This window comes from Rosistilla carotiformis (assembly GCF_007753095.1).
Lineage (GTDB): Bacteria > Planctomycetota > Planctomycetia > Pirellulales > Pirellulaceae > Rosistilla > Rosistilla carotiformis.
Map to the genome: position 1 here is coordinate 4,547,672 of NZ_CP036348.1, position 14,481 is coordinate 4,562,152.

Genomic DNA, 14,481 nt, shown 5'->3' on the forward strand with positions numbered 1-14,481 from the left:
CCAAAATCCTTCAGTATCTCTACGACTACAACAATCCGCTGCGTTTACGGAGCAGCCATTCGACGCTCAACAGGCCGACGATGGTTAGAAACCACGGCCAGCTTTGCCACAACAAAGTCTCCGACTGGACGACTCGACCGGAACTGAGCGGTTGCAACAGTTCGACGATCTGTCCCAGCTGCTCTTCTCGCAGGTACTGGCCCCCGCCGGCGGTCGCCATATCCAACAACAACGCTTCGTTGCAGGCAACCTGATCGAGTTCCTTGTTTTGTGGCGCAGCAACCACAAACTGAGTCTTCGCTTCAAAAGCGGATTCGTTGAATCCACTCGCCCGGATCGTAACTTCATATTCCCCTGGATCCAACGCCGCGGTTTCGGCGGCATAGGTGCCCGGCAGGTTTTCCTCCGGCTGCAAGCTGACCGTGGCAACGATCCGCCCTTCGCGCCAAAGGAGTGCATCGACGGTCGCATCGGAAACAAGGTTCCCATCGGGGCCCCGCAATTGCGCACGAACCGGAGCCGATTGGCCTGCCTGATACCGCGGCGGACCACTATCCAACGCAAGGTATTGATCGCTAACGGCAAACGGTCGCGGCATCACCCACCGAGCGACCTGGTTCCAGAACCGTTGGTGGATTTGATCGGCCACGCGATACCGCCACCGCCACGTTTCGTCGAAGGCGAAGTAGAGGACGCGGCCACCGCCAAAACTGCGACTGACGATCGCCGGAAAGACTTCCTTTCCAACAACCGCTTCGGCCAACACTTCCGCTCCCGGCGCCGCTTCGACCGATGCGATGCGATGCGGTGGAGAAAATTGTTCCCAGAATTGTTCGTTCTCGCTCCCCGTTCCCTGCATGGCAAAGGCAGGCGTCTGGCTGCCGAGGTCGGTCAATTGCAAGCGGTCGGTTTTCTGAGGCGGTTCGCCCGAACTCCACGTGACCGGCAACAGCACGCCCAAGGTCTGCGGATCCAGTTGAGAAAGGGCCTTGTGGGCGCCGTCGATAAAGATCATTCCGCCCCCGCGTTGATCGACGAAGTCGCGCAGCCACGTCGTTTCGGTGGCGTTGAAGACATCCGACGAAACATCGCCGTAGATGATCAGGTCGAATTCGAACAACGCTTGCTTCGAAGTGGGGAAAGTCCCGTCGAGATCCCCCTTCGGCAATCGATGTTCACCGTTTTCGTTTTCGAGGATGACCGAGCGGATCTCCCAGCCGGAGTCACGTTCGAACAGGTTCTTCAAATAACGCGTTTCCCAACGGCTGCGGCTGTCGATCAACAGCACCTTTTGCCGCTGGGTGACCGCAGCAAACCGGATCGTTTGTGCGTTGTTGTTGACTTCCGTTTCGCCATCGGCCGGCACGATCTGAGCCGTCAGTTCCAACGGCATGCTGTGGTGTTCGATCTTGGCGTCGAATCGCTCCGCCGCCGATTCGACCAACGGTTCCACGGCCAAATCGAAATCAACCCGGCGTTGGGCGACATTTAACGACTTCAGTTCTTCCTGCCACACGACCGTTTCGCCATCGCGGATTTGAACGACAAACGGCCGTCCTTCGGGCATCCGATCTTTGATGATCAAAGTACCACGCACGCGATCGGTTTTGTAAACCGTGTCGGGATACTCGGCGTTCAACATCACGAGGTCGGTCGGTTCGTTGCCGGTGCCAAAGCCAACCGTAAAGACGGCGTTGTGTTGCGACCGCGCGACACCCGCCAGCTGAGACGGCGAGGGCCCCGTGTTGTGTTGACCGTCGGAAAACAGAACGGTCGCGGCCCCGATCGATTCCGTCGCACTGTCATCGCCGGTTGCCTCAGCGGTTTCTAAGATCAACCCGCTCGCCAGATCGGTCTCCATCGCCGAACGCAGATCGTCCCAAGATGTAGGAACTTCAACATCACCACGCGAACTCCAGATCGGCACTTCCCCCTGGCCGACCAATGCCGCCAGATCGACATGATGATGATCCTTCAGCCGCGCAACGAGGCCGTTTTCACAATCCAACAGCTGCGATTCGATCCGCCGAATCCGCATCGATTGATCGAACAATTGCAGGCCAGCGAGCGCGGCGTCTCCTTGTGATTGGATCCAATCTTCACAGTAGTCCGCAAACGCATCGCTGTACGCTTCTTCAAAACCTTGCAAGCGATTGGCCGCTGCGATCAATTGATCGCGAACCTTGGCCGCTTGTTCGGTGTTTTCGATCGGATCTTTTTCGAGTGACTTCACTTTTTCCAAGACGTCCACGTCGAACGACTTTTGTAACGCAGCGTGGTCGGCGTCGGATCCTTCGCTGGCATAAGACGTCGCTGCGATGGACGTCGCGAGATTCGCGGTTTTGTCGGAGAATAGCGATCGGATGGAAGTTGCCCGTTCCTTCGTGATCGCGTCGTTGCCAAGGGCTGCGACCGTGTCGCGTCGCACCGTCGCGATGCGATTGGAAAGATCGTAGAGTGCGGTATCGAATTGGCCTTGCGGCAGCCAGCCCTGTTCGCGCGCGATCATCAACTTGCGTGGCAGCGGCATCTGAGGATCCGATGCGGTCATGCTTTGCGATGTGTCGACCAACAATCGCACGCTCCCCAGCTGGCCGATCTCTTGGCGGTGATGCAGTACCGGACCGGTAAGACTGACGATCACCATCCAGATCGCCAACGCTCGCAAACAGGGCAACAGCCAACGCAATCGGCCCGGCAGATCGAAGCTCTCGCGACGGTAGTAGGCAAACGCCATCACCGCGCCGACGACGGCCAATATTAAACCAAGCCAAACGGGCAGATCGCCCACAAATCGTAAACTTGTCATCCGCGAACTCTTGAAAACCGTTGTTGGAAAAAGAGTTCTACAAACAGTAGCCCTAACAATCCCAGCAGCGCCCAACGCCAGACTTCACGTCCGTGGCGGCGGCTGGCATCCAATGCGACGTACGCATCGCCATCGGCGACGACTTCAGCCCCCAACGCGTCAGCAAGTTCCTGCAACCGTTCGTCATCGATCGACGTGAGGTTCGATTCGCTGCGATCGGTTTCGACGGCAAAGTGGCGTGGCGCGGCGTCGGGCTGCGTTAACGTGTAGACGCCGGGCTGCGTCGTGCCGGGATAACGGATCACCGAACGATGCTCTTCGACCACCGGACGCAGCGACCGCTGCTTATTGCCGGGCAAAGAGAGGACTTGCGTCGTATCGGCAGCCGACGATTCATACAACGCAACCAAGGTTTCTCCCGCAGCGAGGTTCGACGCGGGGACGCCTCGCGTGGCGATCGAAGTGACCAATTGTTGGATCAGCGGCAGGTAGACGGGCCGCAATGGAAGGTTGGTCCAATCGGCATCGGCCGTGGTCGCACAAGCCAAGACATATCCCTTGCCGACCGGCTTTTCGACGAACAACGGGTCGCCGCTGTCCAACCGAATCAAGACCGATGCCAACGGATCGTCTTTCGCGTTTGCCGATTTAGCTTTGTTCGATACCGCTTGGATGCGATTGGCCGACGTGTCGGTCGGTTTGCCCAACACATACCACTGGGCGATGTCGGCTTGCGCCAGTTCGTCGCTGCCCGATTTGCCGCTGTTAAAAATTTGCAACGCGGGGTGATCGAAGTATTGGGCGACGATCCGCGCTCCCGCATCGCTTTTGTCGACTCCCCCACCGATCCCTTCGATCGGCAACGGGAACAGGCCGCGCTGTTCGTAGAACGTGCGGTTGTACCAATCGACGTTCACGTTGTTGCCGGCAAAGACGATCAAACCGCCTCCACGTTGGACAAATTCTTGCAGCTTGGACAAGCGTCCGTCGTCGACTTTGGCAACGTTGGCCATGATTACCACGCGTGCCCAACGCAACGTGTCGTCATCGACTTCGTTGACGCTGACGATCTTCGTTTCGACAAGATCGGCCAACTGCATCCGCCCCAACGAAAACGGGGTCAGCGCGACCGACAGGAAGTCGGTTTCCCCACGCATCGGTTCGCGGCTGGGAGCGCCGTCGATCATCAAGACTTCGATGCTGTCGATCACATCGACGACCGCGACGTATTGGTTGTCGGTCTTCAGATCGTCCCCCGCGTCGACATCGAACCTCAAGACGTGCGAGCCGGGCTTTTCAAATTTGTGGACGAACAGCGCTTGGGCCGTCGCATCGCCAGCGACTGCCAATTCCGTAACCCCAACCAAACGATCGTCGACCGCAAATTGAAGTCGGGCTTCAGGAACATCCAGCGAGCCGTAGTTCTTGATCCGCACGCGGACCTTGAGCTGTTGTCCGACGCCCAGGGCCGTGGTGGAGAGTTCGACGTCGTCGATTGCCAGGTTATCGGTCCGGTCGCCACGACGTGGGATCAACGTGATCGATGGCGGAACAGCTTGCCCGGCGATTTGCTCGCGGAACTTGGCGATCTGCGAATCGGTCAACGCATCGACGTCGGCCTGCTGGAAGTCGCTGATCAAAATCAAATTGCGTCGAGAACTGGCCATCCCGGAAACCAGCGACGCGCCGAGTTCCAATGTTTGCGACAGCGACGTCGCCCCGCGGCCGGTATCGAGGAAGCTCAGTTGGTCGGTGATCGCTTTGGTATCAAAAACCGGCGTGTCGAACAGCGGTGCCGGGACGCCGCCGGTCACAATCAAAGAGGTGTCCGACCCTTTACCGATGCTGTCGACAATCCGCTGGGTATCGTTGGTCGCTTCGGCGATACGGGTTCCCGATTCCCCCATCGCATCCATCGAATAGCTGTTATCCAACAGGATCACCGTTGACGCGGGAGCATCGCCTGGCAACGATTGCCACTGCGTTAACACCGGGCGTGCCAAACAGAAAGCTAAAAGTGCCGGGATCGCACAACGAATCAGAAGCAACAACAACTGCTCCAACCGGATTCGCCGGCTGTTGCTGGCGACGACTGAATCCAACAGATGCATCGCGCCCCAATCGAGCGTCTTGAATTTGCTGCGGTTGAGTAGATGGATGATCAGAGGGATCGCAAAGGCAGCGATTCCACCTAGCAGGGCGACGTTTAAAAAGCTCATCGCAGCCGCCTCCTTGTCGCCAGATACGATGCCAACGCTTCGGCGTACGGTTGATCGGTAACGACGGGGACCAAGTCGATACGATTGCGATGGCAGCCGGCGGTTAAGGCTTCGCGAAACGTCTCCAAATTTTTCAAATAAGCCTTCCGCAGATGCGCCGGATCGATCAGCCGGCGATGGGATTTCTGTTCCAGCGATTGAAACTGAGTCCACTGTCGGAAGGGAAAATCCAATTCGTCGGGATCCCAGATTTGGAAGATCACGATCTCGTGCTTGGCGTGTCGAAAATGAGCCAACGCCTTCATCAGTTCGTCGATATTGCCGAACAGATCGGAGATGATCACCAGCAGCCCGCGCCGCGGAATCTTGGGGACCAGTTGATGGAACACGCTGGCCAGTTCGGTTTCGTGTTCCGCTTTCAGGCCACTCAATTCGTTAACAATCGCTGTCAGATGCGTCGGCTTGGAGCGTGGCGGGATGATCCGTCGGACCGCGTCGTCAAAATGGATCAGCCCCACAGCATCCTGTTGAGCGAGCATCAGGTGCCCAAGGCAAGCGGCGAGCCGAACGGCGTAGTCGTGTTTGCTGACGCCGCCGGAACGGGAACCGCAGTATCCCATCGATCCGCTTTTATCGAGCAGGATGTTGCAGCGAAGGTTCGTCTCCTCCTCGTACTCCCGGATGTACAAGCGATCGGTTTTGCCAAACAGCTTCCAATCGATCGTGCGGATCTCGTCGCCATGGACGTATTGGCGGTGCTCTTTGAATTCGACGCTGAAGCCTTTGTGAGGCGATTTGTGCAAGCCATTGCAAAAGCCCTCCATCACCTGCCGCGCCAGTAGCTGCAGGTTGGTCGTCTTCGCAAGGTCTTGCGGCGTCAGAAAATCGGTGAGCTTGGTGATGGCAGGAGGATCCTAATTACAGCAACTGGGCTTTGGGACGAGGGACGTCGGCCAACAAGCGTTTGACGATATCGGCGACGCTGATCCCTTCGGCTTCGGCGTTAAACGTCGGCACGATCCGATGCCGCAACACGGGCAGGGCGAGCGCTTCGATATCGTCCAGCGTGACGTGATGCCGGCCGTGTAGCAAAGCTCGCGCCTTGGATGCGAGCACCAATTGCTGACACGCACGCGGACCGGGGCCCCAATCGACCAATTGACGCACCCACGGCAAACAGCTCTCTTCGCGAGGCCGCACGCTACGGACGATGTCCAAGACAAAATTGCGAACGTGTTCGGGCAACGGCACCATCCGCACGGTTTGCTGGAAGGCGATGATCTCGTCGCCGGTGACGACCGGTTCAACCTTGCTGTCGAATTTGCCTGTAGTGCGGTCGATGATCATCGCTTCTTGATCGCGGGTCGGGTATTCGACATTGACCAAGAAAAGGAAGCGGTCGCGCTGGGCTTCGGGCAGCGGATAGGTACCCTCTTGTTCGATCGGGTTTTGCGTCGCCAGAACGAAGAACGGTTCTTGCAGCTTGTAGGTCGTCCCGCCAACGGTGACTTCGTGCTCCTGCATCGCTTCGAGCAACGCCGCTTGGGTCTTCGGTGGCGTGCGGTTGATCTCATCGGCCAACAGCATCTGCGTGAAGATGGGCCCTTTGTCGAAGACCAGTTCGCGATGGCCGGCATCCGATTCTTGGATGATGTCGGTGCCGGTGATATCGGCGGGCATCAGGTCGGGCGTGAACTGGATGCGATGAAACGCCAGGTGCATCGCGTCGGCCAACGAACGGACCATCAAGGTCTTGGCGAGGCCCGGCACCCCTTCCAACAAACAGTGACCACGGGCAAGGATCGCGATCAAAATTTGTTCGACCACGGTGTCCTGTCCGACGACGACTCGGCCGACTTGGTCGCGGATCTTTTGACAGGCTTCGACAAGTTGTTCGGCGCGTTCTGGATCTGAAAAGGTTTCCGACACGATAGACGGTTCCTCGGGCTAGGCGTGCGACGGTGGTTCCCTACCAAGGGTGGCATCCGGCTTCGATGCTTCCTCGCCGCGGCGTGGACAAAACACCACGCCCGCGGCCCCGTGGGGCTTGCTGGGGCATCCTGAACAACATAAACGAGCGGGCCTCGCGATGCACGTTACAAGCCGCGGGGCACGCCGATTTTCGAGGAATTCTTGCCCCGTAGCGTACGATAGGGCGGTGTTGGCAATCGCTAATGGCGTTGGAGGTCGCGTGGCAGCTAGCACGCCAAGAATCTTCCGATCGGGCAACTCAGGCAGCAACAAGCCATTGCGGTACGTTATACTCGCTTTTCCATTGCCGCACGCGGCAACATGCCTGATCAAACTTCGCAACCTAGGATCGTTCATCGATGAAAAAAATCGTCTGGTCAATTGTTACCGTGTTTGTGGTCGCAAGCAGTGTTGTTGCCGAGGATTGGCCGCAGTGGCGCGGACAAGCACGCGACGGCAAGAGTTCCGAAACCGGCCTGTTTGGGAACTGGGGTTCCGATGGGCCGCCTGCCGGTTGGACGGCTGAAGGACTGGGAGAAGGCTATGCCAGCGTTTCGGTTGTCGACGGAACGATCTATTCCACCGGTAACTTCGAAGACGGACAGGCGGTTGTTGCGATCGACGCTGCCAGCGGCAAGCGGTTGTGGAAACAAAGCGTTACCAAAACGCAGCCCAAGCATGGTTATGAGGGGAGCCGTTCGACACCGTCGGTCGACGGAGACCGCTTATACATCGTCAGCAGCGACGGCGCGATCGTCTGCCTGAACCGTGGCGATGGGTCGATCCGTTGGCAACGCGAATTCAGCGACTGGAAAGGCAAGATGATGAGCGGCTGGGGATTCAGCGAATCGCCATTGATCGACGGCGACCGCGTCCTCTGCACTCCCGGCGGACCACAGGGTCTTGTCGTGGCGTTGAACAAAAACAGTGGTGACGAAATCTGGGCTTCCCAGCTGGAGGCTGGCGACGACGATTCCTTGAAAAATGGGGCCGGATACTCGTCGATCATGATCAGCCAAGGTGGCGGAGTGAAACAATACGTTCAATTGGTCGGTCGAGGATTGGTCGGAATTCGTGCCAGCGACGGAAAACAACTGTGGCTCTATTCGCGTGTCGGCAACAAGACCGCCAACATCCCGACGCCGTTGATCGATGGCGATTACGTTTTCACCAGCACCGGATACGGAACCGGTTCGGCCCTTTTGAAGTTAACCGCCGATGGATCTGGTGGCGCGAAGGCCGAGGAGGTTTATTGGTTGGAAGCCAATGAACTGCAGAACAAACATGGCGGGATGATTTTGGTCGATGGCTACATTTATTGCGGCACCGGAAATGGCAACGGCTTGCCAATCTGCGTCAACATGAAGACGGGCGAAAACGCATGGGGACCCGAACGTGGCGAAGGCAAAGGAGAAACGAGCCTTGTCTACGCCGATGGTCACTTGGTGATGCGACGCGATGACGGGACGGTGATCTTGGTGCGTGCGAATCCTAAAAAGATGGATGTCGTTTCATCGTTCAAACCCGAGTTCCAACAGGGCAAGAGCTGGGCGCATCCGGTGATCAGTGGTGGCCGGTTGTACTTGCGAGAGCAAGACAAGCTGATGAGCTTTGACGTTAGCAAACCCTAGTTCGAACGGCTTGTTCGGTCTTTTAGAAGCTGGAAAACGTAGCGGCTCGGAATCGCTTGCGTGTGAGCGCGCGGTCACTTGGTGAAACCAACCCTTCGCCGATCGCGCCGACGGCCCGGTGCGGCGCCGAGTCGCCAAACGTGGAAGCGAAGCTCGTACGGAAACGATCGAAACAACGCGTTTTGACAGGTTCGACACGCTTCGCTGGAACGCTTTGCAGCTCAGGAACGGGTTTATCGACCCAAGGGAATGGTGCCCGGCGATTTGCGACAAACGAGAGCGATTCCACGCGCAGACGCTCATCTGCACGAGTGCCTTCAAAAATCGGATAGAATAGCGGCCGCAATTTCTGTAGAGCGTTCCTAAGCGAAGGTTGGATTATGAAGAGTTTTCAAACGCATTGCGGCGGGTGGAGCGGGCTGGCGGTCGTGTTGATGGCAGCATCGTTTTCGCTTCCCGCGCGTCACGCTTTGACAGACACTCCCTTTCGCGTCCATACGCTCAGTTCTGATAGCGAGTTTAGCGCGGCGACGGTGATTGATATCGACGGCGACGGTCGCCCGGATGTGGTCTCCGGGGCGTTTTGGTATCAAGCTCCGGATTGGGACAGGCACACGCTGCGCGACGTGACGATGATTCGCGGACGCTTTGATGATTATTCCAACTTGGCCATGGACGTCGATGGCGACAACGATTTGGATATCATCAGCGTCAATTACCGCAGCAAGAGCTTGTACTGGTGCCGCAATCCTGGGCCGGCTGCCATGCGGGCAAACCCCGATTTGCGTTGGCAACAAATAGAGATCGATCGACCAGGCAACAGCGAGACGGGGCGGCTAGTGGATATCGACGGCGATGGGCATTTGGACATTTTGCCCAGCGGAACGAACTTTGCCGCTTGGTATCGCCTACAGCCGGGGCAAGAAGCGTCATCGCAGGCAGCCACGGATGTCCGTTGGCAACGCTATGATTTGCCTGACGAACTGATCGGGCATGGTATCGGAGCGGGCGATGTGAATGGAGACGGGCGAGTCGACGTGGTTGGCCCCAGCGGCTGGGCCCTGGCTCCACCCGATCCACTCACGGGGCGATGGCGTTGGCAACCCGAATTCAACCTCGCCAACGACTGCGGTTTGCCCATCCTCGTTCATGACGTGGATTCCGATGGTGACGCGGATCTGATCTGGTCGCGAGGCCACAACTACGGGATCTACTGGACCGAACAAGTTGGAGAATCAGAATCTTCGTTGCAGGCGACGCCGGGGGTTGATCTCGATGAGGTGGAACCGCTGATCAGCAGCCGGAAGTGGATAACGCATGCGATTGATACGCGTTGGTCCTGTGCCCACACCCTGGTACTGGCGGACATGGACGGCGATGGAAACGACGACTTGGTCGCTGGTAAGCGGTTTCTAGGTCACGATGGGAAGGATCCAGGCGAGAGTGATCCGTTGCAAATCGCCTGGTACGGCTTTGATTCCGGCACGCGAACTTGGCAGAAACATCTCGCGAGCATCGGGGGAACCGTTGCCATTGACTTGGACACGGTCTGCGAGGATCTCGACGGGGATGGGGACGTCGACATCGTGGCCCCAAGTCGCAGTGGGCTGCATTGGCTGGAGAACAGGAACGCAGAGAAGGAAAAATCCGCCGACATTCCCCGTAAAAAAGTGGTTCCCAAAGGCGATCTGGCAAGTCGTGAAAGCGGACAGCGGGATGCGATCGCGAAGTCCTCCAACGGAGCGCGTCGAAATCCAGAGGAAGCGTTTGATTTGTTGCAGATCGATGCCGACGGCGGAGAATCGCAGCGGGCGGAAACGCCTGTCGCATTTGGACCTCGCCGTCAGCAGATCCTTGCCGCGTTTGAATCGATCATCGGCCCTTTGCCCGGACCTCATCGCCGCCACGATTTGGATGTGCAAGTCTCTAGTGTGGAAACAACCGATAAATACTGGAGGATCAAGGTATCTTTCGCAAGCGACAATGTCAGTCGCGTTCCGGCGTATCTTCTTATCCCGATGCACATCCAGCAACGGATGCCAGCGATGCTGTGCCTGCATCCCTCCAACGCAAAACTTGGCAAGGCAGAGATTTGTGGGCTGGGAGGAGAGCCAAGTCGGTTCTATGCGCATGAATTGGCCGAGCGGGGATTCGTATGCCTTACACCTGATTATCCAAATTTCGGGGAATACGAATTTGATTTCGCAGCGAATCGTGGAGCGTACCCAAGCGGAACGATCAAAGCGGTATGGGACAACGTGCGGGGACTCGATTTGCTCGAAAGCTTGCCCTGCGTGCAGCGCGATCGAATTGGCGTTATTGGGCATTCCCAGGGGGGAAGCAGCGCCTTGTTCACCGCGGCGCTCGATGGCCGTGTGCGGGCGGTCGTGACCAGTTGCGGCTTCACCACATTGCCAGACAACCGCGGCGATTTAAGCGGTTGGACAGACGATCGATCGAAGGCAGACATTGGTGGTTTTCAGAGTGCTGCGGAACTGCCCTTCGATTTCGCCGAGCTTCTGGCCACCATCGTGCCACGCCCTTTGTTCGTTTCGGCCCCCGTGGGAGACGCGTCTATTGATGTCGCTGGCGTGCGTAAGTGCGAGGCGAGTTTGAAACCGGTGGTGGAACTGTATCGGCAAAATGAAAAGCCGGGTGATTTGCGTTTCCTCTATCCCGACTGTGGTCGCGAATTCCCCGAGGCTGTGCGAGAAGAAGCGTACCAATGGCTCCGCGACGTCATGCAAGGCAAGGACTAAGCCGCGCAAAACCTATCCCATGTCGACCTACCGTCCACACGTCAGCGGCAAACCCGCGCGATAAGACCCAAGTGTGAGCGCGATCAAACTCGATTTCCAGCGTGGGCGTAGCATTCGATCAACGCGTCTTCGGCTGCGGCACATCTTTGGACTCATCGATCGCCTGCACCACTTTGCCCAACATCCGCGCTTGGATGAATGCGAGGCCAACGAGCCCAACGGCGGTGATGATCGATTTGATGAAACCGTCGTACGGCGGGGCCGCAAGGAGCATGAAGTAGGCGAAGAAGAACAGGCCGGAGGAGAAATACATCCCGCCCCACGGTTCCATACACTGTTCGAACGATTTGATCACGTTTGGAGAATAGATACCGAAGATCGTTTTGTTTTCGAGCATCGCCAGAAGAACGATGGGCATCAGACCCCAGACGCTCAACATCACAAAAACGCCCCAGAAGAGCGTCAATGGATCACCGATCATCGATCCGATCAATTGCCCTGGAGCCGAAGCGACGAGCGCGGCGACCAGGACGGACATCCCTTGCTTCATCGTTCCGCCATCATCGCCGTAGGGCCAGTGCGCTTGATTGGATTCATCCACCGTGGCCCGGTGCATGATGGCTAGATACCGCATCCCCAAGACACAGCCACACACAGCGATCGCCGCCGCTCCGACCAAGGAGGAAACAGCGATACCGGCCTGATGCGCCATCGACCATGCGATCAAACCCGCACTGCAAATACCGCTGACAATTGCCAATTGCATGACGGCGCTGGGATCGGCGAACACCGAAAAGACATCGCGGAACCAACCGGCAACGTCGGGATTCTCATACAGCTTGTCGAGATCTTCGTCCAGTTGGGTCGATTCGGCGTCGCGGAGCAAATCGGCTGCCGATTTCGAAAACGGTGAGTCTTTGCGTTCGGGGCGATGGACCGATTCGCGGAGTTCAAAGGTCGCGGCGTTATCGATCGGAGGATTGTATTTGGGAACCACCTTCGGCGGATCGGGAACGGTGATCGTCGAGGTGCAATCGCCACACTTGATCCGCTTGCCCGTATCGCTTGGTTTGGCATAGTGAGCGGATTCGCAAACCGGACAGGGGAAACGGAACTCTGATTCGGGAACCGCCGGTTTCACATCGGGAACGACATCGTCAACACCCAACCAATCGTCGATCGATGCGCTTTTGCGGCGCGGCGGTTCGGCCGCCATCGGAATCGAAAACGGGTCAGAATCCCCTTCGTTTGCCGCATCAAAATCGTCGAACGTATTATCCGCGGGCGGGATCGATTGAGCCAAGTGCTCGAGACCTTCGTTGTCATCGAAGCCATCGAACGGCTTCGCATCGGTTGCCGACGGCCGCGGCGTTGGGGAAGCGTTCGCCGCTTTGGGTTTTGCCACCGGCTGCGGCTTGGACACCGGTTTGGCAGCTGGCTTGACCACCGACTTGGTTCGATCCAGCGGGGCGCTGAGATCGAACCAATCGTCGTCATCACTTGCGGTCGGCATGATCCCCGGCACTTTAAACGTGTTGTTACAACGGGGGCAACGGACGCGTGCGCCAGCCATCTGCTGGCCGGCGCGCACGGATGCTTGACATTTAGGACACGTTAAAATCTTGGGGCTGTCGCTCACAGCGACCTCTCAATCGTGATTACCCTTCCATGACTTCGCTTTCGCGTGCCTTGGCTACATCGCCCACCTGACTTTCATACTTCTTGGTCAGGTCTTGAATATCCGACTTCACGCGATCGCGATCGTCTTCACTCATCGTCTTTTCTTTTTCTTCGGTATCAGCCGCCTTGTTGGCATCGCGGCGGATGTTGCGGATCGAAACCTTCGCTTCTTCGGAAAGTTCTTTGATCCGCGCAACCATCTTTTTACGAACTTCGGTCGACAAAGGGGGAACGTTCAAGCGGATGATATGACCATCGTTTTGCGGGTTCAGACCGAGGTCGCCCGCCACGATCGCCTTTTCGATCTCTTTGATCGTCGATTGATCGTAGGGCCGAATCACAATCTGTTGTGGTTCGGGAGTACCAATCGAAGCGAGCTGTTTGAGCGGAGTGTGGGAACCGTAAACCTCTACACGAATCGAATCGACCAGACCAGGCGTTGCGCGACCGGTGCGAATGCCCGTCAGGCTGTGCTTGAGGTGGGCAACCGCTTTTTCCATGCGTTCTTCGGCATCGAGTTGTATTTCTTCCGCAGACATCGATCGTTACCTTTCCTTGCGAACATAATCTTGATTCTTCGATCGTGGCACCGCGCGACGGTGCATCGGATGCCACCGGATCGTGCGAGCTTGAACAGCGTTCTATCTTAGCTGCCCGCCGTTGCAGCGGGAACTAGTGCGGCGAAAATGCCGTTGGCTCGCACGATTTCAATTGACAGGGTTGGGCGGGCAATCGCCGCCCGACATGGGCAAAATGAAAAAGCCTCGGTCGCTTGACGCAACCGAGGCTCTTTTTTGGATTGGAGGTGTGTATGCGATTCCTATCGGCTCACCAACGGTGTGAGTTTCATAGCCCGCGCGGCACACTCAATTCCGATTTACATTCCGCAACCGCAAGCTGGTTCGCAACCGCATGCTGGCTCGAAGCCACATACTGGTTCGCAACCGCAAGCTGGTTCGCAGCAGTTGTTCTTCTTGAAAATCTTGCCGAACAAACCGCTCAGGCAGCACTTCTTCTTAGGAGCACAGCACGAGTCGATTCCGCAAGCTGGTTCGCAACCGCAAGCTGGTTCGCAGCTGTAGACGGGTTCGCAACCACAAGCTGGTTCGCAACCGCAAGCTGGCTCAAAGCCGCAAGCTGGTTCGCAGCAGTTGTTCTTCTTGAAAACCTTGCCGAACAGGCCGCTCAGGCAGCACTTCTTCTTAGGGGCACAGCATGGGTCAACGCCACATACTGGCTCGCAACAGACTGGTTCGCAACCGCAAGCTGGTTCGAAGCCACATACTGGCTCACACGAATCGCAAGGGCTGTCGCAACAGCTGCTTTTACCGAACAGTTTGTCCAAACAACCAAAGGCTTGAACGTTGGCGGCACTTGCACTGATGAATGCAACGGCCAGGAAAGCTGGTAGG

At 57.4% G+C, this 14,481-nt stretch carries 9 protein-coding genes; 3 read left to right on the plus strand and 6 right to left on the minus strand.

All coding sequences use genetic code 11. The features are described from left to right. Positions 1-25: 25 nt before the first annotated feature. From Poly24_RS16455 to Poly24_RS16470, 4 genes are all read right to left on the minus strand, one after another. Positions 26-2,809 carry a hypothetical protein gene (locus tag Poly24_RS16455; RefSeq protein ID WP_145097656.1) on the minus strand — a complete coding sequence of 928 codons (2,784 nt, stop codon included), beginning with the start codon at positions 2,807-2,809 and terminating at the stop codon, positions 26-28. Continuing rightward, positions 2,806-5,028, minus strand: a complete 2,223-nt coding sequence (locus tag Poly24_RS16460) for a BatA domain-containing protein (protein ID WP_145097659.1) — start codon at positions 5,026-5,028, stop codon at positions 2,806-2,808. Before Poly24_RS16460 ends, Poly24_RS16455 begins: the two co-directional genes overlap by 4 nt. After that, positions 5,025-5,831 carry a DUF58 domain-containing protein gene (locus Poly24_RS16465; protein ID WP_231753180.1) on the minus strand — a complete coding sequence of 269 codons (807 nt, stop codon included), beginning with the start codon at positions 5,829-5,831 and terminating at the stop codon, positions 5,025-5,027. The genes Poly24_RS16460 and Poly24_RS16465 overlap by 4 nt, the downstream gene beginning before the upstream one ends. 115 nt (positions 5,832-5,946) lie before the next feature. Beyond that, on the minus strand, positions 5,947-6,957 hold the full coding sequence (locus tag Poly24_RS16470; RefSeq protein ID WP_231753181.1) for an AAA family ATPase: 1,011 nt from the start codon (positions 6,955-6,957) through the stop codon (positions 5,947-5,949). Between the two features lie 401 nt (positions 6,958-7,358). Here Poly24_RS16470 and Poly24_RS16475 point away from each other — a divergent pair, with 401 nt between their 5' ends. Both Poly24_RS16475 and Poly24_RS16480 read left to right on the plus strand, forming a co-directional pair. Next, positions 7,359-8,630: a PQQ-binding-like beta-propeller repeat protein gene (locus Poly24_RS16475; protein ID WP_145097670.1), complete on the plus strand. Its 1,272-nt coding sequence runs from the start codon at positions 7,359-7,361 to the stop codon at positions 8,628-8,630. A 380-nt stretch (positions 8,631-9,010) separates the two neighbouring features. Then, on the plus strand, positions 9,011-11,389 hold the full coding sequence (locus Poly24_RS16480; RefSeq protein ID WP_145097675.1) for an alpha/beta fold hydrolase: 2,379 nt from the start codon (positions 9,011-9,013) through the stop codon (positions 11,387-11,389). Between the two features lie 118 nt (positions 11,390-11,507). Here Poly24_RS16480 and Poly24_RS16485 read toward each other — a convergent pair whose 3' ends face one another. Beyond that, the gene (locus Poly24_RS16485) at positions 11,508-12,902 is read right to left on the minus strand and encodes a hypothetical protein (RefSeq protein WP_145097680.1); all 1,395 of its coding nucleotides are present in this window, start codon (positions 12,900-12,902) and stop codon (positions 11,508-11,510) included. A 145-nt stretch (positions 12,903-13,047) separates the two neighbouring features. Then, positions 13,048-13,608: a ribosome recycling factor gene (frr, locus tag Poly24_RS16490; protein ID WP_145097683.1), complete on the minus strand. Its 561-nt coding sequence runs from the start codon at positions 13,606-13,608 to the stop codon at positions 13,048-13,050. Positions 13,609-13,880: 272 nt separating this feature from the next. Here frr and Poly24_RS27105 point away from each other — a divergent pair, with 272 nt between their 5' ends. Beyond that, positions 13,881-14,480, plus strand: a complete 600-nt coding sequence (locus Poly24_RS27105) for a hypothetical protein (RefSeq protein ID WP_197451962.1) — start codon at positions 13,881-13,883, stop codon at positions 14,478-14,480. Position 14,481 lies beyond the last annotated feature (1 nt).

Excerpts from the sequence above, each read along its gene's own strand:
- Poly24_RS27105 (WP_197451962.1), top strand. The coding sequence starts at position 13,881 with ATGCGATTCCTATCGGCTCACCAACGGTGTGAGTTTCATAGCCCGCGC.
- Poly24_RS16455 (WP_145097656.1), bottom strand. The coding sequence starts at position 2,809 with ATGACAAGTTTACGATTTGTGGGCGATCTGCCCGTTTGGCTTGGTTTA.
- frr (WP_145097683.1), bottom strand. The coding sequence starts at position 13,608 with ATGTCTGCGGAAGAAATACAACTCGATGCCGAAGAACGCATGGAAAAA.
- Poly24_RS16485 (WP_145097680.1), bottom strand. The coding sequence starts at position 12,902 with ATGCCGACCGCAAGTGATGACGACGATTGGTTCGATCTCAGCGCCCCG.
- Poly24_RS16480 (WP_145097675.1), top strand. The coding sequence starts at position 9,011 with ATGAAGAGTTTTCAAACGCATTGCGGCGGGTGGAGCGGGCTGGCGGTC.
- Poly24_RS16460 (WP_145097659.1), bottom strand. The coding sequence starts at position 5,028 with ATGAGCTTTTTAAACGTCGCCCTGCTAGGTGGAATCGCTGCCTTTGCG.
- Poly24_RS16475 (WP_145097670.1), top strand. The coding sequence starts at position 7,359 with ATGAAAAAAATCGTCTGGTCAATTGTTACCGTGTTTGTGGTCGCAAGC.